22 protein-coding genes and 4 tRNA genes are annotated in these 21,323 nt (G+C 61.0%); 10 read left to right on the forward strand and 16 right to left on the reverse strand.

What is annotated here, in order from left to right; translation table 11 throughout:
• Positions 1-21: 21 nt before the first annotated feature.
• The 10 genes from rplA to MF410_RS10570 form a co-directional block, all read right to left on the reverse strand.
• A complete protein-coding gene (gene rplA, locus MF410_RS10530; RefSeq protein WP_239620373.1) occupies positions 22-723 on the reverse strand; it encodes a 50S ribosomal protein L1 in 702 nt (233 codons plus the stop codon).
• Positions 724-727: 4 nt separating this feature from the next.
• The gene (rplK, locus tag MF410_RS10535) at positions 728-1,159 is read right to left on the reverse strand and encodes a 50S ribosomal protein L11 (RefSeq protein ID WP_003547518.1); all 432 of its coding nucleotides are present in this window, start codon (positions 1,157-1,159) and stop codon (positions 728-730) included.
• Positions 1,160-1,336: 177 nt separating this feature from the next.
• Complete coding sequence (gene nusG / locus MF410_RS10540; RefSeq protein ID WP_003573823.1) at positions 1,337-1,867, reverse strand: transcription termination/antitermination protein NusG; 531 nt, start codon at positions 1,865-1,867, stop codon at positions 1,337-1,339.
• Positions 1,868-1,884: 17 nt separating this feature from the next.
• Complete coding sequence (gene secE / locus MF410_RS10545; protein ID WP_003547514.1) at positions 1,885-2,085, reverse strand: preprotein translocase subunit SecE; 201 nt, start codon at positions 2,083-2,085, stop codon at positions 1,885-1,887.
• A gap of 194 nt (positions 2,086-2,279) precedes the next feature.
• Positions 2,280-2,355: transfer RNA gene (locus MF410_RS10550), tRNA-Trp, on the reverse strand.
• 167 nt (positions 2,356-2,522) lie between these two features.
• A complete protein-coding gene (locus MF410_RS10555) occupies positions 2,523-3,416 on the reverse strand; it encodes an NAD(P)-dependent oxidoreductase (protein WP_097630071.1) in 894 nt (297 codons plus the stop codon).
• 170 nt (positions 3,417-3,586) lie between these two features.
• A complete protein-coding gene (locus MF410_RS36605) occupies positions 3,587-3,721 on the reverse strand; it encodes a hypothetical protein (RefSeq protein ID WP_275593030.1) in 135 nt (44 codons plus the stop codon).
• A gap of 204 nt (positions 3,722-3,925) precedes the next feature.
• Positions 3,926-5,101: an elongation factor Tu gene (gene tuf / locus MF410_RS10560; RefSeq protein ID WP_003573803.1), complete on the reverse strand. Its 1,176-nt coding sequence runs from the start codon at positions 5,099-5,101 to the stop codon at positions 3,926-3,928.
• Positions 5,102-5,447: 346 nt separating this feature from the next.
• A tRNA-Gly gene (locus tag MF410_RS10565) sits at positions 5,448-5,521 on the reverse strand.
• Between the two features lie 23 nt (positions 5,522-5,544).
• Positions 5,545-5,629 (reverse strand) — tRNA-Tyr (locus MF410_RS10570).
• A 30-nt stretch (positions 5,630-5,659) separates the two neighbouring features.
• Between MF410_RS10570 and MF410_RS10575 the strand changes: the two genes are divergently transcribed.
• From MF410_RS10575 to MF410_RS10585, 3 genes are read left to right on the forward strand one after another with little or no spacing between them, the layout of a single operon-like run.
• The gene (locus MF410_RS10575; RefSeq protein ID WP_165503909.1) at positions 5,660-5,836 is read left to right on the forward strand and encodes a hypothetical protein; all 177 of its coding nucleotides are present in this window, start codon (positions 5,660-5,662) and stop codon (positions 5,834-5,836) included.
• Positions 5,833-6,723 carry a 23S rRNA (guanosine(2251)-2'-O)-methyltransferase RlmB gene (rlmB, locus tag MF410_RS10580; RefSeq protein ID WP_012557362.1) on the forward strand — a complete coding sequence of 297 codons (891 nt, stop codon included), beginning with the start codon at positions 5,833-5,835 and terminating at the stop codon, positions 6,721-6,723. The genes MF410_RS10575 and rlmB overlap by 4 nt, the downstream gene beginning before the upstream one ends.
• A gap of 37 nt (positions 6,724-6,760) precedes the next feature.
• The gene (locus MF410_RS10585) at positions 6,761-7,453 is read left to right on the forward strand and encodes an AprI/Inh family metalloprotease inhibitor (RefSeq protein ID WP_097627271.1); all 693 of its coding nucleotides are present in this window, start codon (positions 6,761-6,763) and stop codon (positions 7,451-7,453) included.
• Positions 7,454-7,460: 7 nt separating this feature from the next.
• Here MF410_RS10585 and MF410_RS10590 read toward each other — a convergent pair whose 3' ends face one another.
• On the reverse strand, positions 7,461-8,201 hold the full coding sequence (locus MF410_RS10590) for a hypothetical protein (RefSeq protein WP_097627270.1): 741 nt from the start codon (positions 8,199-8,201) through the stop codon (positions 7,461-7,463).
• Between the two features lie 154 nt (positions 8,202-8,355).
• On the opposite strand from MF410_RS10590, the gene MF410_RS10595 reads away from it, so the two are divergent.
• Both MF410_RS10595 and MF410_RS10600 read left to right on the forward strand, forming a co-directional pair.
• A complete protein-coding gene (locus tag MF410_RS10595; protein ID WP_097627269.1) occupies positions 8,356-8,562 on the forward strand; it encodes a hypothetical protein in 207 nt (68 codons plus the stop codon).
• A 64-nt stretch (positions 8,563-8,626) separates the two neighbouring features.
• Positions 8,627-8,764: a hypothetical protein gene (locus MF410_RS10600; protein WP_165503910.1), complete on the forward strand. Its 138-nt coding sequence runs from the start codon at positions 8,627-8,629 to the stop codon at positions 8,762-8,764.
• 33 nt (positions 8,765-8,797) lie between these two features.
• Here MF410_RS10600 and MF410_RS10605 read toward each other — a convergent pair whose 3' ends face one another.
• Positions 8,798-9,133, reverse strand: coding sequence for a hypothetical protein (locus tag MF410_RS10605; RefSeq protein ID WP_097627268.1), 336 nt, complete (start codon positions 9,131-9,133; stop codon positions 8,798-8,800).
• A 111-nt stretch (positions 9,134-9,244) separates the two neighbouring features.
• Positions 9,245-9,320 (reverse strand) — tRNA-Thr (locus tag MF410_RS10610).
• Positions 9,321-9,476: 156 nt separating this feature from the next.
• Here MF410_RS10610 and MF410_RS10615 point away from each other — a divergent pair.
• From MF410_RS10615 to MF410_RS10625, 3 genes are read left to right on the forward strand one after another with little or no spacing between them, the layout of a single operon-like run.
• The gene (locus MF410_RS10615) at positions 9,477-10,250 is read left to right on the forward strand and encodes an NAD kinase (RefSeq protein ID WP_049734088.1); all 774 of its coding nucleotides are present in this window, start codon (positions 9,477-9,479) and stop codon (positions 10,248-10,250) included.
• Positions 10,251-10,254: 4 nt separating this feature from the next.
• Positions 10,255-10,764, forward strand: coding sequence for a hypothetical protein (locus tag MF410_RS10620; protein WP_239620375.1), 510 nt, complete (start codon positions 10,255-10,257; stop codon positions 10,762-10,764).
• A 34-nt stretch (positions 10,765-10,798) separates the two neighbouring features.
• On the forward strand, positions 10,799-11,818 hold the full coding sequence (locus tag MF410_RS10625) for a dienelactone hydrolase (RefSeq protein WP_097627265.1): 1,020 nt from the start codon (positions 10,799-10,801) through the stop codon (positions 11,816-11,818).
• Between the two features lie 55 nt (positions 11,819-11,873).
• On the opposite strand, the gene prfB is transcribed toward MF410_RS10625, so the two are convergent.
• From prfB to MF410_RS10640, 3 genes are all read right to left on the reverse strand, one after another.
• A protein-coding gene (gene prfB / locus MF410_RS10630; RefSeq protein ID WP_165503911.1) for a peptide chain release factor 2 occupies positions 11,874-13,005 on the reverse strand; the annotation gives its coding sequence in 2 pieces (ribosomal slippage) (positions 11,874-12,935 and positions 12,937-13,005; 1,131 coding nt in all).
• A 100-nt stretch (positions 13,006-13,105) separates the two neighbouring features.
• A complete protein-coding gene (locus tag MF410_RS10635; protein WP_097627261.1) occupies positions 13,106-15,565 on the reverse strand; it encodes a penicillin-binding protein 1A in 2,460 nt (819 codons plus the stop codon).
• Positions 15,566-15,930: 365 nt separating this feature from the next.
• On the reverse strand, positions 15,931-17,205 hold the full coding sequence (locus tag MF410_RS10640) for an N-acetylmuramoyl-L-alanine amidase (protein ID WP_097627257.1): 1,275 nt from the start codon (positions 17,203-17,205) through the stop codon (positions 15,931-15,933).
• A gap of 625 nt (positions 17,206-17,830) precedes the next feature.
• On the opposite strand from MF410_RS10640, the gene MF410_RS10645 reads away from it, so the two are divergent.
• Complete coding sequence (locus tag MF410_RS10645) at positions 17,831-20,734, forward strand: ribonuclease E/G (protein ID WP_239620378.1); 2,904 nt, start codon at positions 17,831-17,833, stop codon at positions 20,732-20,734.
• Positions 20,735-20,875: 141 nt separating this feature from the next.
• Positions 20,876-21,085: a type II toxin-antitoxin system VapB family antitoxin gene (locus tag MF410_RS10650; RefSeq protein WP_097627292.1), complete on the forward strand. Its 210-nt coding sequence runs from the start codon at positions 20,876-20,878 to the stop codon at positions 21,083-21,085.
• Positions 21,086-21,323 lie beyond the last annotated feature (238 nt).

Consider the following 21,323-nt stretch of genomic DNA (forward strand, 5'->3'; position numbering starts at 1 on the left):
GACCGAGGTCCGGCAATCAACTTATGCAGTCGGAGCTGCGGTGACCGAGCCGACTTCAATCTTGACGCCCGGGCCCATGGTCGAGGAAATCGCCACGCGCTTGACGTAGTTGCCCTTGGGGCCAGCCGGCTTCGCCTTGATGACGGCGTCAGCAAAGGCGCGGATGTTTTCTTCCAGAGCCTTGGCGTCGAAAGAGGCCTTGCCGATGCCGGCATGGACGATACCAGCCTTCTCGACGCGGAACTCGACAGCGCCGCCCTTGGAAGCCTTGACGGCTCCGGCGACATCCATGGTGACGGTGCCGACCTTCGGGTTCGGCATCATGCCGCGGGGGCCGAGAACCTTACCGAGACGGCCGACGAGCGGCATCATGTCGGGGGTGGCGATGCAGCGATCGAATTCGATCTTGCCACCCTGGACGATTTCGACGAGGTCTTCAGCGCCGACGATATCGGCACCGGCGGCCTTGGCTTCATCGGCCTTGACGCCACGAGCGAAGACGGCGACGCGAACCGTGCGGCCCGTGCCGTTCGGCAGGTTGACGACGCCGCGAACCATCTGGTCCGCATGGCGCGGGTCGACGCCGAGGTTCATCGAGACCTCGATTGTTTCGTCGAACTTGGCGACAGCCCGTTCCTTGACCATGCCGATAGCCAGGCTCAGAGCGTAGAGCTTAGTGGGATCAACACCTTCGTTGATCTTCTGCGTGCGCTTACCAGCCATGATCTTAACCCACCACTTCCAGGCCCATGGCGCGGGCAGAGCCCTCGATCATCGCCATTGCACCTTCGATATCCGCTGCGTTCAGATCCTTCATCTTGGCTTCTGCGATCGACTTGATCTGAGCCTTGGTGAGGGAGCCGGCCTTGGCGCCCTTGCCGGGCGTCTTGGAACCGGACGTGATCTTCGCTTCCTTCTTCAGCCAGTAGCTGACCGGAGGCTGCTTCATCGCGAAGGTGAAGGACTTGTCCTGGTAATAGGTGATGACGACCGGGATCGGCATACCCTTTTCCATTTCCTGCGTGGCGGCATTGAACGCCTTGCAGAATTCCATGATGTTAATGCCACGCTGACCAAGCGCCGGACCAATCGGCGGGGACGGGTTTGCCGATCCTGCCTTGACCTGAAGCTTGAGCTGGCCTGCAACTTTCTTAGCCATATCTCTCTGCCTTTCATGAACGGCCGGTCGCCCGGCCCGTGATGCCGGATCTCTCCGGCGGCTGCGGTTGCGTGGTGCGGATCATTAGGGTCCGGCTAAGACCCCTCACCTTCCACGCGGGTGCGGACAAGGTCCGCAGGAAACCGGCCGCAAGGGCCTGCTTCCAATCTCTTACAATCAGACCTTCTCGACCTGAGCGTATTCCAACTCGACCGGCGTTGCGCGGCCGAAGATCGACACTTCAACCTTCAGGCGCGAACGCTCTTCGTCCACATCCTGAACCGTGCCGTTGAACGACGCGAACGGGCCGTCGGAAACGCGAACCTGCTCGCCGATCTCGAAGGTAATGGAGGCCTTCGGCCGCTCGACACCTTCCTGGACCTGGCCGAGAATGCGCTCGGCTTCATGATCCGGAATCGGAACGGGCTTATTATCGGAGCCGAGGAAGCCTGTGACCTTCGGCGTATTCTTGATCAGATGGTAGGCTTCATCCGTCAGATTGGCGCGAACCATGACATAGCCCGGGAAGAACTTGCGCTCGCTGTCGACCTTGCGGCCGCGACGCACTTCCACCACCTTTTCGGTCGGCACGAGGATTTTCTCGAACAGGTGCTCAAGCCCCTTCTGGCGAGCCTTGTTCTCGATGTCTTCAGCAACCTTCTTTTCAAAATTTGAATATGCGTGGACGATGTACCAACGTGCCGCCATTTTCATCTCCACCCGTATCAGTTGCCGGTATTGAGCACGAAGCTCAGAGCCCAGCCGATCAGCTGGTCAGCGGCAAAGAAAAACAGCGCGGCGAAAACCACCATCACAAGCACCATGACCGTCGAGATCATCGTCTCGCGGCGCGACGGCCATGTAACTTTGGACGTCTCGGAGCGAACCTGCTGCAGAAACGCAAACGGATTGGATTTTGATGCCATCGACTGCCCACGCAATTACGGCGCGTAAAGCTGAAACTATCAGCCCCACGCACCGCGTGTCTGTTGAACCCTAAATAAACACCGATTCCCGAATAGACAAGAGGGAAACCGAAGTTTAACGAAATTAGTCACCGCCCATCGATCCCCGGCCGGAATGCCGCGAGCACGTCCGCGCTGTCCCGCATCAAGGAAAATGGCAGGGGCAGTAGGGCTCGAACCTACGACCTGCGGTTTTGGAGACCGCCGCTCTACCAACTGAGCTATACCCCTTCATGCCGCTCATTCAGCGCTGGGCCAAGGCCCGCAAATCGCTGCTGAAAAGCATGGCGCTCCCTTTAAGACGGCGACGGCGGATTGGCAAGCACGATTTTCGTTTTTCATAGCCATTCTGCACATATGCGAGCGATCGGCTTGCTCATCGCGCCACCGATATGGGTTCAGACCTTCACGTATTTCCGCCAATCGTGCTCTTCTTTAAAACCCAGCACTTCGCGAATCTTGCGGTTGGAGAGCAGGCCTTCATATTCGCCGATCTCCCGGGTGAAGGGCACGTTGGGGAAGAATCGCTTGGCAAGCTCCCTCGACGGCGTATTGGCCGAGACGGTGTCGTTGGCCGCGTTGAAGACCTGATAGCCGAGACCGTCCTTTTCGATGCAGAGATGGCAGATCTGTCCGAGATCGCGGGCGTCGATATAGCTCCAGGCAATGCGCTTGCGCATCTCGGGATTGGCGAAATAGGTGGGAAACCTCTCATATTCGTGCGGCTCGATGACGTTGCCGATGCGCAGCGCATAGATGTCGAACCCCGAACGCTCGGCAAAGGCACGCGCCGTCTTTTCGTTGACCACCTTGGAAAGCCCGTAAGAATCCATCGGATTGACGTCGTAGTCTTCCTCCAGCGGGAACTGATGGAAATCGCGATGACCTTCGGCGAAGCAGACCCCGTAGGTCGTCTCGCTGGATGCGACGATAATCTTCCTGATGCCGAGCTTCACCGCCGCCTCGATGACATTATAAGTGCCCATCGTATTGATGCGGAAAGTCTCATTGTCGGGTTTGATCAGAATGCGCGGGATGGCGGCGAAATGCACGACGGCATCGAAGGGTTGCACGCCCCTGCCCGCATCGAGATCGGGAAAATCCCGGTGCATCGACAACGCATTGAAGACCTGACCGCTATCGGTGATGTCGGCAATGAGATTGGTGACGCCGGGACTGTCCAGCGGCACCAGATCGAGGTTGTGAACCTCGTAACCCGCATTGACGAGCCATGGCACGGCATGGCGACCTGCCTTGCCCGAACCGCCCGTAAACAGAATTCGCTTCTTCATGGAATATCCTCCGCATCATCAAATCGGAGGCATAGTTAGACGCTTCCGCGCGAAGAGCAAGCGAGCGTCCTGCAAGGGTTCACCCCCGCGTCGCCAGGAGCAGCCTATCCGGGGCGCCTGGCCGATCATTTCCGTTCACCGCAGACGCCTGCGGTGAACTGCTGAAATCGTCACTTAACGACGGTTACGTCACCGATCTGCACTCCGGCTGCCTGAACAACCTCCTGCGGAATTGCAGCGATGAAAAACATCGTGAAAACATACATCGCGAATATGGTCGCAGCGAACGTGGCCTTTGGAATCATCCGGGCTCTCCTCTTTGCATGAAGGAGTCTGGACTAAAATGAACCAATCACAACTGGTTTCTGAATGTGAGATGAACAAAATACTGTGACGGGCATATTTAACGATATTTTTACAACACCTGTTAATCCCTCAAACAGGTATCAAAACGAAAAAACCCCGCCGTTTCCAGCGGGGTTTTTCCTGAATTTCGGGTAATCCCAGGATTACTCGACGATCGAAGCGACGATACCGGCGCCGACGGTGCGGCCGCCTTCACGGATCGCGAAGCGCAGCTTTTCTTCCATCGCGATCGGAACGATCAGCTCGACGGCAACCGTGACGTTGTCGCCCGGCATGACCATCTCGGTACCTTCCGGCAGCGTCACGATGCCGGTCACGTCGGTCGTGCGGAAGTAGAACTGCGGACGGTAGTTGGTGAAGAACGGCGTATGACGGCCACCCTCTTCCTTCGTCAGGATGTAGGCTTCCGCCATGAACTTCTTATGCGGCTTGACAGAGCCCGGCTTGCACAGGATCTGGCCACGCTCGACGCCGTCACGGTTCACACCGCGAACCAGGGCGCCGATGTTGTCGCCAGCCTGGCCCTGATCGAGCAGCTTGCGGAACATTTCAACGCCGGTCACCGTCGTCTTCGAAGTTGCGCGGATACCGACAATCTCGACTTCTTCGCCAACCTTGACAATGCCACGCTCGACGCGGCCGGTCACAACCGTGCCGCGGCCGGAGATCGAGAACACGTCTTCGATCGGCATCAGGAACGGCTGGTCGATCGGACGCTCAGGCGTCGGGATGTAGGCGTCGACCGCAGCCATCAGCTCGCGGATCGCGTCTTCGCCGATCTTCTTGTCAGAATCTTCAAGAGCAGCAAGCGCCGAACCCTTGACGACCGGGATATCGTCGCCCGGGAAGTCGTAGGACGACAGAAGTTCGCGAACTTCGAGCTCGACCAGTTCGAGAAGCTCGGCGTCGTCAACCTGGTCGACCTTGTTCAGGAACACAACGATCGCCGGAACGCCGACCTGGCGGGCCAGCAGGATGTGTTCGCGCGTCTGCGGCATCGGGCCGTCAGCGGCCGAGCACACCAGGATCGCGCCGTCCATCTGGGCAGCACCGGTGATCATGTTCTTGACGTAGTCGGCGTGGCCGGGGCAGTCGACGTGCGCATAGTGGCGGGCCGGCGTCTCATACTCGACGTGCGCCGTCGAAATGGTGATGCCGCGGGCCTTTTCTTCCGGAGCAGCGTCGATCTGGTCGTACGCCTTGAACTCACCGAAGTACTTCGTGATCGCTGCCGTCAGAGACGTCTTGCCGTGGTCAACGTGGCCGATCGTGCCAATGTTGACGTGCGGCTTGTTGCGCTCAAACTTACTCTTTGCCATTTGAATGCTTCCTGTGAACGAAATGGTGGGCCCCGGCGAACCGGTTTAGTGCCGCCGTTTAAGGCTTTCGGCGACATTGCGCAAGACTTAATTGCAGACGCCATTCTTGGTGTGACAGCGCATATGGGGGACAATTCGCCGGCTGCAAGGCGATTCGCCGGAATGCAGGGGAAAATCACTGAAATCCTTGCAGAAAATCGCGTGGACGGCGGGAGATGAAGCACGGGCGCCCGGGGCCGAGCGCCCTCGCCTGTCAGTCGAGAGCCGCTGTCGCCAGCCTGTTCCGAAAGATCTACGCGCGGAATTATCGCGGCAGCATCGGGCCCATGAACGAGCTTTGGAGAACTGGAGCGGGTAGCGGGAATCGAACCCGCGTATTCAGCTTGGAAGGCTGCTGCTCTACCATTGAGCTATACCCGCGGGTGGTCCGATCCGATGACGAATGGTGGAGAGAGTTGGATTTGAACCAACGTAGGCTGAGCCAACGGATTTACAGTCCGTCCCCTTTAACCACTCGGGCATCTCTCCAGTTTTTCGTCCGGATCTAGAAGACCAAGTTTGTCAGACTTCGAAGCGATGCCGCCCGTCGTCTGCGCCGCGTATATGACCGGAGCATTTCAGTCTGTCAACACGATGACAACGGAAAAAACACGAAAAATTTCATTCGCCACCGAAAGCCGGCATATGAAAGAAAGCCTATGCGGCGGCGAGCGCCATGGCTATAAAGCCGCATGAGCAAAGACAAAAAACCTGGCGGCAAGGCCGCGACAGACCCATCGGCCAAGGATACGCACTACGCCACGCTGCGGCGCGCCCACCGTGACGCAAAGCGCGAACGCGGCGAGATTCCGACCCCTCAGCCGCAGAAACGCAGGCGCGGGGCTGAGGACTGGAAGCCGCCGGCGCTGGCGCCCGACCAGGTGCATCTCTATGGCCTGCATACGGTGCGCGCCGCCCTCGACAATCCCGAGCGCAAGAAGATCAAACTCTTCGTGACGCAGAACGCGCTGGCGCGGCTCGAAGTCGACGTCGAAACGCTCGGCATTCCCTTCGAGATCGTCTCGCCGCAGGAGATCGACAAGGTGCTCGGCCCCGAGGCGATCCATCAAGGCGTCATGCTGGAAACACGGCCGCTGCCGGTCCGCCGGCTCGAAGCGCTGAAGGACAGCCCTCTCCTGCTCGTCCTTGACCAGGTCACCGATCCGCATAATGTTGGCGCGATCATGCGCTCGGCCGTCGCGTTCAATGCCGGCGCCGTCATCACCACCCAGAGACACAGCCCGACCGAGTCAGGCGTGCTCGCCAAATCAGCCTCCGGCGCGCTGGAACTGATACCTTATATACAGGTGACCAATCTCGCCGATGCGCTCGGTGAACTGCACAAGCTCGGCTTCTCCACCATCGGCCTCGATTCGGAAGGACCTGCGGCGCTCGAGGGCACGTTTTCGGGTGAGAAAGTGGCGCTGGTGCTCGGCTCCGAGGGCAAGGGGCTTCGCCAGAAGACGCGGGAAACCGTCAACGCACTTGCCCGTCTCGACATGCCCGGCGCAATCAAATCGCTGAACGTCTCGAATGCGGCGGCGATCGCGCTTTATGCGGCGCGGCTTTACCTGAAGGCATAGGCTGATCCGCATACGAGCGGCGACAAGGGGGACTGTCATGATCCGTTTGGTCTTTCCGCTCGCGGCTTGCGCAGCCGCCCTCCTCCTCTGCGGCGTGGCGTATGGGCAGGATATCGATCCCGATATCCTCAGAGCACAGGCAGGGACCTATCTCGTCGCGCCGGAAGACGGGCGCGCGGGATGCAGGATGACGCTCGAAACCGACATGGCGATCGGCGGCTATTCGATTTCCGGGCAGGAGGCCTGCACCAAGCCGTTACCATCACTCGCGGATGCCTCTGCGTGGAATTTCGACGGCAATGGCGGCATCATCCTGATCGATCCGACGCGCAAGGTGCTCGCCCGTTTCCTCGAAAAGGAGGGCTCTCCCTTGAAGACGGAAGACGGCAAGCTTTACCTGCTGACCGCCGCCCCCGACGGCGTCGATCACCTGCCGACCTTCGACAGCCTTGCCGGGACGTGGACAATGCAGCGGCCGGACGGAGCAAGGCTTTGCGGCGTAACGCTCGACAGCAATGTCGGGACGGACGGCAACGCGCCATTGTCACTTTCCGGTGACTGCGCTGCCAATGTCGCCAAGCTCAAGCTTGCGGTCTGGCATATCGAGGGTTTCGCCCTCACGCTGATGGGCGGTGACGGCTCGTCGCTCGGATTCGACATGCGCAGCGACGGCAATTTCGACAAATCGAAGCAGGAAGGCGGCAAGCCGCTTTCGCTTGTACGTCGCTGATCCCCACTCAGTCAGGCGTCCTGCAAGTGGTCGGGCCGTCCATCGGCTGTCGCGTCGTATCGCCGGCCGCATAGGCAAGCTCGACGGGATAGACGACCACGCTCGGCAGTTTCTCGATTTCGCTGGCGTGGTCGGGGCTGCGTTTGATTTCCGCCTTGTAGGCCGCGGCGCAATCCGGCAGTTGCTTCGGCGCCAGGCCGGTCTCGGCGGCAATCGCTTTCGCGCAGTCGGCACCTTCGTGGTAGAGCGAGCAGGAAGCGGTGTAGACGCGGCCAAAATCGAGTGTCAGCTCCCCCTTCCCGCTCCTGATCGCGGCAAAATCGTCGCCATCGAGGGAATCGTCGAGCAGTCGCTCGCCCGTCGCCGCATCGTAGACGACGAAGGGCAGCCCGCCGTTCCACCCGTCCGCCGCCCGGAAGAAGACGAAACCGGCGCTGACACCCATGAGATATCCGGCGGTATCGTCCGCGATCACCCGCTCGCGCTCGCTTGTGCGCTCACAAGGCGCATCGGCGGCAAGCAGCGCCAGCTTTTCGGCGCCGACCTCGCCGAGATCGACCTCCTTGACCACGAAGGCCGGATAGTGGCTGCAGGTGATCTTCGGCTTTGCATCGGGATTGAGCTCATCCTTCGGCAACGCGACGACATCCACTTTTATCGGCTTGTCGAAAGCTCGCGCATTATCAGAGGCTCCGGCGAACGAGATGAATGCCGCGACAACGACCGATGCTCTAACCGTCCGTTTCATGACCGTCCCCAACTGTTTCAGGCATCCCTGACACAGTTCAACCCGGTGCGACAGAGGGAAAACGCAAGCCTGAGATAGCCGGGCAAGGCTCGACCGATGCCGGAGAAGTTCGATTTTGCCTTGGAAAGACCTCCTGGACCACTATGATCGGGCGATGACCGATCGCAACGACCGGTCGGAAGCAAGAAGGAACGATCCCGTCATGGCTATTCGACCGCTGATTTTCGGTATCCTCTTCATCGCGGTCTTCGTCGGGATCATTCTCAGCATTATATGGGTGGACACCTCGCATCCGATCCACCAGCCCGATCCCCTGTCGCCGACGGCGCCGGGCCCTGCGACGCCGGGAACGGTGCAATAGATCCGGCAGGAACGCGGATGGCGATCAAGCGTTAATCCCGGAATCGAACGAGGATTGAACGCTTATGCGCATAATGATCGCCGTCGTCGCCTTCATGGTCGTCTCCGTGCTCAGCATCGCGATACTGTCGCCGTCCGGCGCCGGCCAGACCGGCAATGGCGGCAGGATCGAGGCGAGCGTCAACGAGCCCCTTACACATTAAAAACGGCCCGGATGATTTCCGGGCCGATCACCCTCAGCTGCGATAGAGCCAGAAAGGGATAGCGCGATCGCGATGGCGCCACTCGCGGCGTTCCTGCCAACGCTCGGCACGCCACCGCCGCCAGCGGCGGTCATCGTCGCGCCAGTCGGACCGGCGCCAATTGCGGTCGTCGCGCCAGCCACGGTCGCCGCGCCAGTCACCGTCATCACGCCAACGGTCGCCCCGCCAGCTATCATGAATTTGGACGATATCGCCTTGGGCGGCCGTCACACCCGGCCGTTCGGCCGGCATGGCGGAAGCAGGTGCAAGCGATGCGAAAGCCGCACCGGCGGCAATGGTTGCGGTGAGAATAATGTGTGCGAGCTTCATGGCTGCTTCCTCATTGATGATGAGGAGACAATGCGCCGGAGCGGCTGAACTGCCGCTGAAGCAACCCTTCAGCCAGGGTTCATCCAGGGACAGCGTATCGGAGAATAAGAATGGTGCCCCCGCCAGGGTTCGAACCCGGGACCCCCTGATTACAAATCAGGTGCTCTACCAACTGAGCTACAAGGGCAATAGGTGCCCAACTAGCAGATTCTACTGATTCTGTAAAGAAAAATTCGTGTCTATGCGGAGAAGTCGGCCGCCCTCAAACGCTTGGCGATAGAAAACGTCCTTGTCGCACCAGCCCTTTATCCGTTAGCTAGAGCAGCTTCACAAAGGGCATTGCATGGGCCGTTCATTTCAGACTCTTTCCTTTATCGCCTCGCCGACGACGGAGGCGCTCGCCGCGCGCGAGGAGTTGATTCGCATCTATGGCGACGTGCCGGCCGACGATGCCGATGTCATCGTCGCGCTTGGCGGCGATGGTTTCATGCTGCAGACGCTGCACAACACCATGAATTCCGGCAAGCTGGTCTACGGCATGAACCGCGGCTCGGTCGGCTTTCTGATGAACGACTATCGCAGCGAACAGCTTCAGGAGCGTATCTGCGTCGCTGTCGAAAACGTCTTCCGGCCGTTGCAGATGACGACGGCCAACGCCGATGGCACCAACTCGACGGCGCTCGCCATCAATGAGGTCTATCTTTTCCGTCAATCCTATCAGGCGGCGAATTTGAGGGTGACGGTGGACGGGCGCGTCCGCCTGGAGGAGCTGATCTGCGACGGGCTGATGGTCGCGACCCCTGCCGGATCGACGGCTTATAATCTTTCCGCCCATGGTCCGATCCTGCCGCTGGAGGCGCCGCTGCTCGCCATGACGCCGGTCAGCGCTTTCCGGCCGCGGCGCTGGCGGGGCGCACTGCTGCCGAACAAGGTGACCGTCGATATCGATGTGCTCGAGCCGGTGAAGCGGCCGGTGAATGCGGTGGCCGACAATACCGAGGTCAAATCGGTGCTGCATGTCCGCATTGCCCAGTCGGAGCATATGACCGCACGCATCCTTTCCGATCCCGACCGCTCCTGGTCCGACCGTATTCTCGCCGAGCAGTTCAAGGATTGAGACGATGGCTGTGCGACGGATATTGATGACCACGGTTTTCCTCATCGGATGGTCGGCCGCAGCCTTGCCGGCGCAGGATGCCATCCTGCCGGCATCGGTGATTTTCGCGACCAGCACCGGCTACTGGGAGGATGACGGCAACGCACCTGATGTCGAGCGGGCGCCGACAGGCGCCGAAAGTGTTGCCAGCCCGCAGGCAAAGGCCACGCAGCGCCACGGCTACTACAAGCTCTTTGCCGTGCGCGAGGCAGACAGGACCTCCAAGGTCTATCTCCAGCAGATTGCCCAGACCGAGACCGGCCCGACGATCGCTTCTACCGTCGAGTTGCAGGAGATCAGCGACCTGAAGCCTTATGTTACCGATATACGCCCCGAAAATTCGAACGGCATCATCAAGGAACCGGGGCTGTTCGCGACGATCTATCTGAAAACCGAGCCCAATGCCGAGCCGGATGGTTGGACCGTGCTGATCGACGAATTCGGCGACATTACCGTCGAAAAAGCGACGAATTGAACCACTGGGAATCGTTCGGGAAGGAGTAGAAGAGATGAAACTCGGCTACCGCGACGGCGTCCTTTACGACAAGAACAGGTCGAATTGGGACGCAAACGGCCCCAGACCGATCAGCTGGTCGCTGTGGTACCGCGCTGCCGATGAGGCGCGGGAAAGCGATACAACGGAAAGAAGCTGGTTCAAGAAGGCGGTCGTCGCCCGCGACGCACCCGTCCGGCCGGATGTCCGGTCCTATCCCCTCGTCCTGTTGTCGCATGGGACCGGCGGATCCGCGGCCGGACTGGAATGGCTAGCGCGACGGCTGGCCGATCGCGGATTTGCAGCACTCGGCGTCAACCATCACGGCAATACCGGTAACGAGCCCTATCGCGCCGAAGGCTTCGCCTGCCTCTGGGAGCGGGCGCCGGATCTGAGCTTCATGCTTGACCACAGCGATGAATGGCTCGGCAATCTCTCCTGTCATATCGATACAACCCGCGCGTTCGCCGCCGGATTTTCGGCCGGGGCCTATAGCGTCGCGCTGCTTCTTGGCGCGGTCGCCCAGTTTTCGCAATTCGAACCATCCAGAATGAAGCCGGGTGGCACGCGCGGACCAAGGGAATTTCCCGATCTTGCCGATCATATCCCGACCTTGCTTCGCAGCAGCGATGTGTTTCGCGATTCATGGTCGCGCATGTCGAAGTCCTACCGGGACGACAGAATCAAGGCCGCGCTCCTGTGCGCGCCGGGCCGGTCCGTTCTCGGTTTCAGCGAGGAAAGCCTGAAAGCTGTCGACGCGCCCGCCCTCATTCTGGTCGGCGACGCAGACAGGGCGGCACCGGCCGCGGAATGTTCGGCATGGCTGCATGCGCGGCTGAGACACAGCACTCTTAAAATCTTCGGCGGCGGCCTTGGGCATTACGTCTTCGTGCCTGAGGGCACCGCACTCGGCCTGGCCTTTGCGGCAGAGCTCTTTACCGATCCCCCTGATATCGAGCGCGCAGCCATCCATGATGAGACTGCCGATCTGTCGGCAGCGCTTTTCCAGCACAGCGCCGTCAAAGGGCTCGCCTGAGCATCAAAAAAGCCCCGTCTCCGGGGCTTTCTCGTCTCAATTCTGCTTTTGTCTATCAGTCCACGTCGTCAACGACTGCGTCGGCGGCGCCGCTGATGCGGTGGGCGAGAGCCGCTTCCATGAACTCGTTGAGTTCGCCGTCGAGCACGTCGTCCGGCGCGGTGCTGGCGACGCCAGTGCGCAGATCCTTGACCAGCTGGTAGGGCTGCAGCACGTAGGAGCGGATCTGGTGGCCCCAGCCGATATCCGTCTTGGAGGCGGCTTCGGCGTTGGCGGCGTCCTCACGCTTCTTCAGCTCGGCTTCATACATGCGGGCGCGCAGCATGTCCCAGGCCTTGGCGCGGTTCTTGTGCTGCGAACGCTCTTGCTGGCACTGCACGACGATGCCGGTCGGCATATGCGTGATGCGCACCGCCGAGTCGGTGGTGTTGACGTGCTGGCCGCCGGCGCCCGACGAACGATAGGTGTCGATGCGGCAGTCGCCTTCGTTGATCTCGATCTGGATCGAGTCGTCGACCACGGGATAGACCCAGATCGACGAAAAGGAGGTGTGGCGACGCGCGTTGCTGTCGTAAGGCGAGATGCGCACCAGCCGGTGCACGCCCGATTCCGTCTTCAGCCAGCCATAGGCATTGTGTCCCTTGACGAGCAGGGTCGCGGATTTGATGCCCGCCTCTTCGCCGTCATGAACTTCGAGAAGCTCGACCTTGAAACGCTGGCGTTCGGCCCAGCGGGTGTACATGCGCAGCAGCATGTTCGCCCAGTCCTGGCTTTCGGTGCCGCCGGCGCCTGAATGAACTTCGAGATAGGTGTCGTTGCCGTCGGCCTCGCCGGAGAGCATCGCTTCCACCTGGCGGCGCGCAGCCTCGGCCTTCAGGGCCCTCAACGTATCCTCGGCTTCCTTGACGACACCTTCGTCGCCCTCTTCCTCGCCGAGCTCGATCAGTTCGATATTGTCGTTCAGCTGTTGTTCCAGCTGCTTGACGCCGCTGATGCCGTCATCGAGTTGCTGGCGCTCGCGCATCAGCTTCTGCGCTTCGGTAGCGTCGTTCCAGAGGTTCGGATCCTCTGCCTTGTTGTTCAACCAGTCCAGCCGTCTTATCGCCTGGTCCCAGTCAAAGATGCCTCCTCAGCAGGGTGATAGCCTGCTTGGTTTCATCGACCACGTTTTCGATTTCGGCTCGCATTTTCCTGCTTTTCTGTAACGGTCTTCTTCAAATGCTGCTGAATAGAGACGCCCGCCGCGGATGTAAAGAGCCGCGGCGGGCGTTCAAAATTCGGCGACGGTCAGAACAGGCCGGGCGTGCCGGTCTGGACGGCCTGGTTTGCCTGCGGCGAGGTCTTCAGGATCTCTTCCGGCGCCATGGTGCTATCCATGCCGATGACGTTGAAGCTGTCGGCCGGGCCGGTGCCTGGTTTGAAGGCCTCGATGATGGTGTTCGGATCGCCGTCGACGGCGGCCATGCCGGTCTTGCGGTCGATCGAAATCAGGTTCATGCCCGGCGGGATGACGAACTTCGATTCCGGCGTGTCCTTGACGGCGGCCTGCATGAATTCGTTGAAGATCGGGGCGGAGAGACCGCCGCCGGTGCCGCCGCGGCCGAGCGGGCCAGGCGTATCGAAGCCCATATAGAGGCCGGCGACCAGATCCGGTGTGAAGCCGACGAACCAGGCATCCTTCTCGTCGTTGGTGGTGCCGGTCTTGCCGGCGACGTCGCGGCCGCCGAGATCGATCTTGCCGGCGGCGGTGCCGCGCTGAATGACGCCCTGCATCATCGAGGTGATCTGATAGGCGGTCATCGGGTCGAGAACGGTCTCGCGGTTGTCGACGACATTCGGCTCTTCCTGGTTCTGCCAGTCGCCGGCATTGCAGCCCTCGCACAGACGCTCCTCATGCTTGAAGATCGTCTTGCCGTAGCGGTCCTGGATGCGGTCGATCAATGTCGGCTTGATCTGCTTACCGCCATTGGCGATGACCGAATAGGCCGAGACCATGCGCAGCACCGTCGTGTCGCCAGCGCCGAGCGACATGGAGAGAACCGGCAGCATGTGATCGTAGATGCCGAAGCGCTCGGCATATTCGGCGACGATGTTCATGCCGAGATCGTTGGCGAGGCGCACCGTCATCAGATTGCGGGAATGCTCGATGCCCGAACGCAGCGTCGACGGGCCGCCGGATTCGCCGCCGTAGTTTTCCGGCCTCCAGACCTGGCCGCCCGAGACGATCTCGATCGGCGCGTCCATGATGACGGAGGCCGGCGTATAACCATTGTCCATCGCGGCGGCGTAGACGAAGGGCTTGAACGAGGAGCCCGGCTGGCGCATCGCCTGGGTGGCGCGGTTGAATTCGGACTGCGAATAGGAGAAGCCGCCGACCATGGCGAGCACGCGGCCGGTTTTCGGATCCATGGCGACCAGGCCGCCCTGCACCTTCGGCGGCTGCTGCAGGCGATAGGAGGTCGAGGCGTCGTCGCCGAGCTTTGCGACATAGACGACATCACCGGGGGCGACGGCGCCGACCGGCGATTTCGTGCTCTTGCGGGCGCTGTCGGCCGAACGGAAGGCCCACTGCATGTTCTTGGCGTCGATCGTGCCGCGTTGACGGTCGGCCGAAACCTTGCCGCTTCCATCCTTGGGTGGCTGCAGGCCGATATCGACGGTGCTGTCGGAGACGGCGAGCACGACGGCAAGCCGCCATTCCGGGACGTCGGCGAGCGCAGGAATATCGGCAAGCGCCTTACCCCAGTCACCGCTTGCATCGATCTGCTTGATGGGCCCGTGGAAACCGCGGCGCTCGTCGTAGGTCACCAAACCGTCCTGCAGCGCCTTGCGGGCAGCGAGTTGCATCTGCGGATCGAGCGAGGTGCGCACCGAAAGGCCGCCTTCATAGAGGACTTTCTCACCATATTGGTCGATCAACTGGCGACGCACGGCTTCGGCGAAATAGTCCGAAGCAAAAAGCGAGGGGCCGGTCGTGCGGGCGGTGACGCCGAGCGGCTGCTTCTTGGCTTCCTCGCCGTCGCTCTGGCTGACATAGCCATTCTCGACCATGCGGTCGATCACCCAGTTGCGACGCTCGAGCGCAGCTTCGGGATGGCGGAAAGGATGATAATTGGCCGGACCTTTCGGTAGCGATGCCAGATAGGCGGCTTCGGCAACCGTCAGTTCGGTAACGGATTTGTTGAAATAGGTGAGTGCCGCGCCGGCGATGCCATAGGAATTCAGGCCGAAAAAAATCTCGTTCAGGTAGAGCTCAAGGATTTTGTCCTTGCTGTAGGCCTGCTCGATACGGAAGGACAGGATCGCTTCCTTGATCTTGCGGTCGATCGTCTGGTCAGAGCTCAAAAGGAAATTCTTGGCGACCTGCTGGGTGATCGTCGACGCGCCGACGGGGCGGCGGCCGGAACCGAAATTCTGCAGGTTGACGAGGATGGCGCGGCCGAGACCGGTGAGATCAACGCCCGGATGGTTGTAGAAATTCTTGTCTTCGGCCGACAGGAAAGCCGCCTTGACGCGGTCGGGGATGGCCTGGATCGGCAGAAAGAGACGCTTTTCCTTGGCGTATTCGGCCATCAGCGCACCGTTGCCGGCGTGGACACGGGTGGTCACCGGCGGCGCATAGCTGTTCAGAACGGCATAATCCGGGAGATCCTTCGCGACGTTGGCGAGATAGATGGCAACACCCGCCGCCGCGACCAGAAACAGGACGCAGGCCATTCCGAAGAAATATCCAAAAAGTCTAACCATATTTTCAGCTACCGGTCTCTTCGATCTTCAATCGGCGCAGAACGCAACGATTGCACGGATCAAGGCAATTTGCACGTTGCGCGGCTTACTCCATGAGCGCTACCGCCACAAGCCGATTCCGCGCCACAGGCTTACGAAACATAAGCCGGAGTAACGGCGCGATTGTGAGGAAAATAGGGCTCTGCCCGCCGCATTCACCGCTGCGGCCGCGTTTCATTAGAACTGTCACATCCAAGCAACGCCCGCCCCCGCCGCCAATCCGAACCATCCCGCTCAGACTTTGAGTCATGCGACTTACATTAAGTCTTTGTTTTCATTAATTTCGCCGACCCACAACCCCTATGGATTTATGGGTCGGTCAGGCATCAGCCGCCATTGGCGATGACGGCAGCGCGGTAGCGCTTCACCGCATCGGTCAAAAGACCGACGATCTTGCCGCGCCAGGTCTCGTCGAGCAGCAGTTTCTCATCGTCGGCATTCGAGAGGAACCCGAGTTCGAGGAGGATCGACGGCACGTCGGGGGCCTGCAGCACGCGAAAACCGGCATGACGGTGCGGGTTGTTGATGGTGCCGACCTGGTCCTTGAAAGAATTCAGCACGCTTTCGGCGAGCGAGATCGAGAAAGCCTGGGTCTCGCGCCGGGTCAGATCGAGCAGGATATCGGCGACCTCGGGCGGCTCGGCGACCGTCTCCTTGCCGGCAATCTGGTCGGAGAGGTTTTCGCGTTCGGCAAGGTCGGCGGCGAGCTTGTCGGATGCCTTGTCGGAGATGGTGTAGACGGTAGCGCCGCGGATATCCTTCTGCTTCAGCGTGTCGGCATGCAGCGAAATGAACAGGCCGGCATGGTTCTGGCGGGCGATCAGCACACGCTGCGAAAGCGACAGGAATTCGTCATCTTCGCGCGTCAGGAAAGCCTTGATGCCGGGCTCCTTGTTCAGCCGCTCGGTCAGCGCCTTGGCGAAGGCAAGCGTCACCTGCTTTTCCTCGGTCTTGGTGTCGACCCCGATCGCGCCGGTATCGATGCCGCCATGACCGGCGTCGACGGCGATGACGAAATCGCCGGGGGCGGGTTTCTCAGGCGCCGGAATGGCGCTCGTCGTCTGGGCCGCCTCGCTCCCATCGCTCGACGTCCGATCATTCCAGGATTGCGTCTTCACCAGTTCGGCAAAGGCCTGCTTGTCGATCATCTCGGCATCGAGCACAAGACGATGACCCTTGCCGGCCTCGTCGGCCTGCACCTTGGCGAGCGCCAGCTTCACCGGCCGTGCCGTCGTCAGAACGATGCGGGCGCTTTCCTCGTCCATCTTGCCGTAGCGGATATCCTTGAACAGGCCGCGGGCAGCGAGATCCTCGGCCGGAAAACCGAAGGCGGTCGCCGGCAGGTCGATGACGATGCGTTCCGGATTGGCGATATAGTGGACCGAGAAGCGCGGTTCGCGATCGAAATCGATGACAATACGGGTCCTTGCATCGTCGCCGACGATGCGCGCGCCATAAGCAAGCAGCGGATCCCCGGCCTCGGCGGAACCGGCAACGGCCGGCAGCAGACCGACGGCCAGAAGTGCTGCCAGAATCCGCCTTGCGAATGTCGATCGCCGCCGCCCTGCGGATTTCGCCGCGATCCGAGCCCTCTTAAACAATAACCCGCCACACCCTATCTGTATTGCGATGGAGCCGACGCGGCCGCGTCGAACGTCGCCTGGACGAAACACCCTTTGCGGCCCGCCGAATCGCAATCACTCTATCCCCAGTTTCTATGCGTTACGAAATCCATCAATATTATGGCACATTTGGCTTTTCCCTTGCTATTGTGACACAGAAAACATACAACGAATTTTAGGGTAAAGTGTTGACGGGATAGAGTTGCCGCAAAGGCTGCCAGCCAGATCAGGACCTGGCGCCACCACCGGTCATCGTCCGCCGTCTCATGCGCTTCATCCCTAGAACTGGATCCTGATTTTCCGGCTTATTGTCGGAATTCATTGGTGGATCAGCCACCACGCTCTCAGGGAGCAAACTCATCGGACCCGAACGGGTCTTCGTATTTGTCGATCACGCTTGGTTGTTGATGGTTTCGCAGCAGGTTTTATCTGAAGTGTACAGGCCCCGGACCGAAATGGTTCCGGCTGCGGTCTGGCTGCTGCCCTCCCCCTCGCATCAGGCGCGACTTTCATTATCCGGCGCGGCTACAGTGGACCGCATTCTTTCTGTTTCAACAGCAGTCGGGAATGCGCTCTCGCGGCCACGCCGAGGAGCACAGCTTACATGGCAGACAAAATGCTTATCGATGCGTCTCACGAGGAAGAGACGCGCGTCGTTGTCGTTCGCGGGAACCGCATAGAAGAATTTGACTTCGAGTCGCAGCACAAGAAGCAGATCCGCGGCAACATCTATCTGGCAAAGGTAACGAGGGTCGAGCCCTCGCTGCAAGCCGCTTTCGTCGATTACGGCGGCAACCGGCACGGCTTCCTGGCCTTCGCCGAAATCCATCCCGACTATTATCAGATACCGCTTGCCGACCGTCAGGCGCTGCTTCGGGCCGAGGCCGAGGAGCATCGCCGCGATGAAGATGTCGAGCATGTCGAAACCGCGCCGGTGGTCGATCTTTCCAAGCAGGATCAGCCGGATGTCGGCATCGTGCCGGCAGAGGCGCCGGAAACGGCTGCTGCGACGGAAGAGCCGGCAGCGGCAGCGGTAGAGGCCGCTGCATCGCCCGAGGCCGCTGAGGAAGCGCCGGCCAAGAAGGCCAGACCGCGCCGCAGCCGCAAGAAGGCAGCCGAGCCGGCTGCCGAGACGACCGCGACCGAGGACGCCGTTCCCACAGACGTCGAAGCCGAAGGCGCTTCGAGCGTCGACAACGAGGATGACGGCTCGACCGGCGGCGCGATGGCCGCCATGGTGGAAACAGACTCGATCTCCGAAGACGTCGACACCAGCAAGCGTCGCCACGATGATGACGACGATGATGACGATCACGGCGAAGAGGAAGTCATCGAATCCGTCGGCGCCGAAGACGCGATGGAGGAAGTGCCGGATCGCGTGCAGCGCAAGCCGCGCAAGCAGTACCGCATCCAGGAAGTCATCAAGCGCCGCCAGATCCTGCTCGTCCAGGTCGCCAAGGAAGAGCGCGGCAACAAGGGTGCAGCGCTCACCACCTATCTATCGCTTGCCGGCCGCTATTCCGTGCTGATGCCGAACACGGCGCGCGGCGGCGGCATTTCCCGTAAGATCACCAACCCGGCCGACCGCAAGCGCCTGAAGGAAATCGCGCGCATGCTCGAGGTGCCGCAGGGCATGGGCGTCATCCTGCGCACGGCCGGCGCCAACCGCACCAAGGTCGAGGTCAAGCGCGACTTCGAATATCTGATGCGCCTCTGGGAGAACGTGCGCACGCTGACGCTGGCGTCCACGGCTCCCTGCCTCGTCTATGAGGAAGGCTCGCTGATCAAGCGCTCGATCCGTGACCTCTACAACAAGGATATCGGCGAGATCATTGTTGCCGGCGAGGAAGGCTATCGTGAAGCGAAAGACTTCATGAAGATGCTGATGCCGAGCCATGCCAAGGTGGTTCAGCCCTATCGCGACATTCACCCGATCTTCTCGCGCTCCGGCATCGAAGCCCAGCTCGACCGCATGCTGCAGCCGCAGGTGACGCTGCGCTCCGGCGGCTACCTGATCATGAACCAGACGGAAGCGCTGGTTTCGATTGACGTCAACTCCGGCCGCTCGACGCGCGAACACTCGATCGAGGACACCGCGCTGCAAACCAACCTCGAAGCCGCTGAGGAAATCGCCCGCCAGCTTCGCCTGCGCGACCTCGCCGGCCTGATCGTCATCGACTTCATCGACATGGAAGAGAAGCGCAACAACCGCGCTGTCGAGAAGAAGCTCAAGGAATGCCTGAAGAACGATCGCGCCCGCATCCAGGTCGGCCGTATCTCGCATTTCGGCCTGCTGGAAATGTCGCGCCAGCGCATCCGTGCCTCGGTTCTCGAATCGACGACGCAGGTCTGCTCGCATTGCGGCGGCAGCGGCCATGTGCGTTCGCAGTCCTCCGTCGCGCTGCATGTCCTGCGCGGTATCGAGGAATATCTGCTCAAGAATACCACGCACAATATCAGCGTACGCACCACGCCTGACATTGCGCTCTACCTGCTCAACCACAAGCGCCAGACAATCATCGATTACGAAAACCGTTTCGGCGTCGCTATCGTCATCGATGCGGACGGTTCGGTCGGGGCGCAGCATTTCGCCATCGATCGCGGCGAGGCCGTGGAGAACCCGGTCAAGATCGAGACGCTCTTCAATTTCGCAGCCATTCCCGAGGATGACGACGACGACATCGTCATCGAAATGGATGAGGAAGAAGACGAGGAACTCGAGGAAAAGCCGGCAGCCACTGAGCGACCCGTCGCGGCACGCTCCGAAGGCGAAGGTGACGGCAACCGCAAGCGCAAGCGCCGCCGGCGCCGGCGCGGCCGCAACGGCAATGCCGAGCAGCCGGCATCGGCAGCAGGCGAAGCCGGCGACGAGGATGAAGACGGCGACGACGAGGGCGGCGAAGGTGATGAAACCACCGAAGCCACGTCCGAGACGCTGGCTGAGAGCGAAGAATCGCAGCGCCGCAAGCGCCGCCGTCGCGGCAAGCGCGGCGGCCGCCGCAACCGCGCCGAGGACGGTTCCGAACTGACGGCCGGCGAAGCCGGTGAAGACAATGGCGCTGACGGGGGCGGCGAAGAGAGCGAAGGCGACGACGTTTCGAACAACGGCGCTGCTGGAGAAGCCGAAACAGTCGAAGCGGTTGCCGAGCAGGCTGGCGAAAGCCAAGCCGCAGCTGCCGCTGTCGAGGGTGCGGCTGTTGTCACCGAGGATGTGAAGCCAGCCCGGGGCCGCGGCCGCCGCAAAGCCGCCCCAGCGCCTGTGGAGGAGCCAGTAGCAGAAGCAGCTCCTGTCGCCGAAGCCGAGCCGGAGCTGGTCGAGGCCTCCGCCGATCTCGAAACGCCCGCTCAGGAAGAGGCCCCGGAAGAGGCAAAGCCAGTTCGCGCCAACCGCGAATCCAACATCACCTCCTCCGAGCCGACTGTGAAATCCACCCGCAGCGAAAATGGCGAAAGCGACGACGGCAAGCCGAAAAAGGCCGGCTGGTGGCAGCGCCGTGGCTTCTTCTGAACGCTGATTTTCGGACGTAAATGATCAATCCGGCCGCGGCGACGCGGTCGGATTTTTGCTTGTGGCAACGGTACCTTCAGTGAAGTTGAACCCCAAGGGATGGGCGTGTACCTTCATCATATTGGTACAGCCGAGGTTGTCATGCGGACGACGATCGATATCGATGACGGCTTGCTCGACGCAGCAATGATCGTCACGGGATTGGCGACAAAAGATGCCGCCGTCGAACAGGCTTTGCGAAACCTCATCGAGAAGCACCGCCGGAAAAATGCGATCGCCGATCTCGCAGGCATAGGCTGGGAGGGCGACCTGGAAGAGAGACGTTGCGACCAGCCGGACGACGGACAGTGATCGTCATCCACAGTCGGTGGTGGATCGTGCATCAGCGCGGGACAAGTGTGGCCAGCCAGGTCCGGGAGATCGTCGACACCCCCCTCATCCGCCTGCTGGCACCTTCTCCCCGCGCGCGGGGAGAAGGGGATATGCCGCAACGTCTCCATCCGTCGCCAGTGTCTCGCGGGCACGTCCCCTCGCCCCGTTTACGGGGAGAGGGTTAGGGTGAGGGGCAGCCGTCGGCGCAGCGCTTCGC

Origin of the sequence: Rhizobium sp. C104 (assembly GCF_022354505.1) — a bacterium.
GTDB classification, from domain to species: domain Bacteria; phylum Pseudomonadota; class Alphaproteobacteria; order Rhizobiales; family Rhizobiaceae; genus Rhizobium; species Rhizobium redzepovicii.

Excerpts from the sequence above, each read along its gene's own strand:
- rplA (WP_239620373.1), bottom strand. The coding sequence starts at position 723 with ATGGCTGGTAAGCGCACGCAGAAGATCAACGAAGGTGTTGATCCCACT.
- rplK (WP_003547518.1), bottom strand. The coding sequence starts at position 1,159 with ATGGCTAAGAAAGTTGCAGGCCAGCTCAAGCTTCAGGTCAAGGCAGGA.
- nusG (WP_003573823.1), bottom strand. The coding sequence starts at position 1,867 with ATGGCGGCACGTTGGTACATCGTCCACGCATATTCAAATTTTGAAAAG.
- secE (WP_003547514.1), bottom strand. The coding sequence starts at position 2,085 with ATGGCATCAAAATCCAATCCGTTTGCGTTTCTGCAGCAGGTTCGCTCC.
- MF410_RS10555 (WP_097630071.1), bottom strand. The coding sequence starts at position 3,416 with ATGAAGAAGCGAATTCTGTTTACGGGCGGTTCGGGCAAGGCAGGTCGC.
- MF410_RS36605 (WP_275593030.1), bottom strand. The coding sequence starts at position 3,721 with ATGATTCCAAAGGCCACGTTCGCTGCGACCATATTCGCGATGTATGTT.
- tuf (WP_003573803.1), bottom strand. The coding sequence starts at position 5,101 with ATGGCAAAGAGTAAGTTTGAGCGCAACAAGCCGCACGTCAACATTGGC.
- rlmB (WP_012557362.1), top strand. The coding sequence starts at position 5,833 with ATGAGCAAAGACAAAAAACCTGGCGGCAAGGCCGCGACAGACCCATCG.
- MF410_RS10585 (WP_097627271.1), top strand. The coding sequence starts at position 6,761 with ATGATCCGTTTGGTCTTTCCGCTCGCGGCTTGCGCAGCCGCCCTCCTC.
- MF410_RS10590 (WP_097627270.1), bottom strand. The coding sequence starts at position 8,201 with ATGAAACGGACGGTTAGAGCATCGGTCGTTGTCGCGGCATTCATCTCG.
- MF410_RS10595 (WP_097627269.1), top strand. The coding sequence starts at position 8,356 with ATGACCGATCGCAACGACCGGTCGGAAGCAAGAAGGAACGATCCCGTC.
- MF410_RS10600 (WP_165503910.1), top strand. The coding sequence starts at position 8,627 with ATGCGCATAATGATCGCCGTCGTCGCCTTCATGGTCGTCTCCGTGCTC.
- MF410_RS10605 (WP_097627268.1), bottom strand. The coding sequence starts at position 9,133 with ATGAAGCTCGCACACATTATTCTCACCGCAACCATTGCCGCCGGTGCG.
- MF410_RS10615 (WP_049734088.1), top strand. The coding sequence starts at position 9,477 with ATGGGCCGTTCATTTCAGACTCTTTCCTTTATCGCCTCGCCGACGACG.
- MF410_RS10620 (WP_239620375.1), top strand. The coding sequence starts at position 10,255 with ATGGCTGTGCGACGGATATTGATGACCACGGTTTTCCTCATCGGATGG.
- MF410_RS10625 (WP_097627265.1), top strand. The coding sequence starts at position 10,799 with ATGAAACTCGGCTACCGCGACGGCGTCCTTTACGACAAGAACAGGTCG.
- MF410_RS10635 (WP_097627261.1), bottom strand. The coding sequence starts at position 15,565 with ATGGTTAGACTTTTTGGATATTTCTTCGGAATGGCCTGCGTCCTGTTT.
- MF410_RS10645 (WP_239620378.1), top strand. The coding sequence starts at position 17,831 with ATGGCAGACAAAATGCTTATCGATGCGTCTCACGAGGAAGAGACGCGC.
- MF410_RS10650 (WP_097627292.1), top strand. The coding sequence starts at position 20,876 with ATGCGGACGACGATCGATATCGATGACGGCTTGCTCGACGCAGCAATG.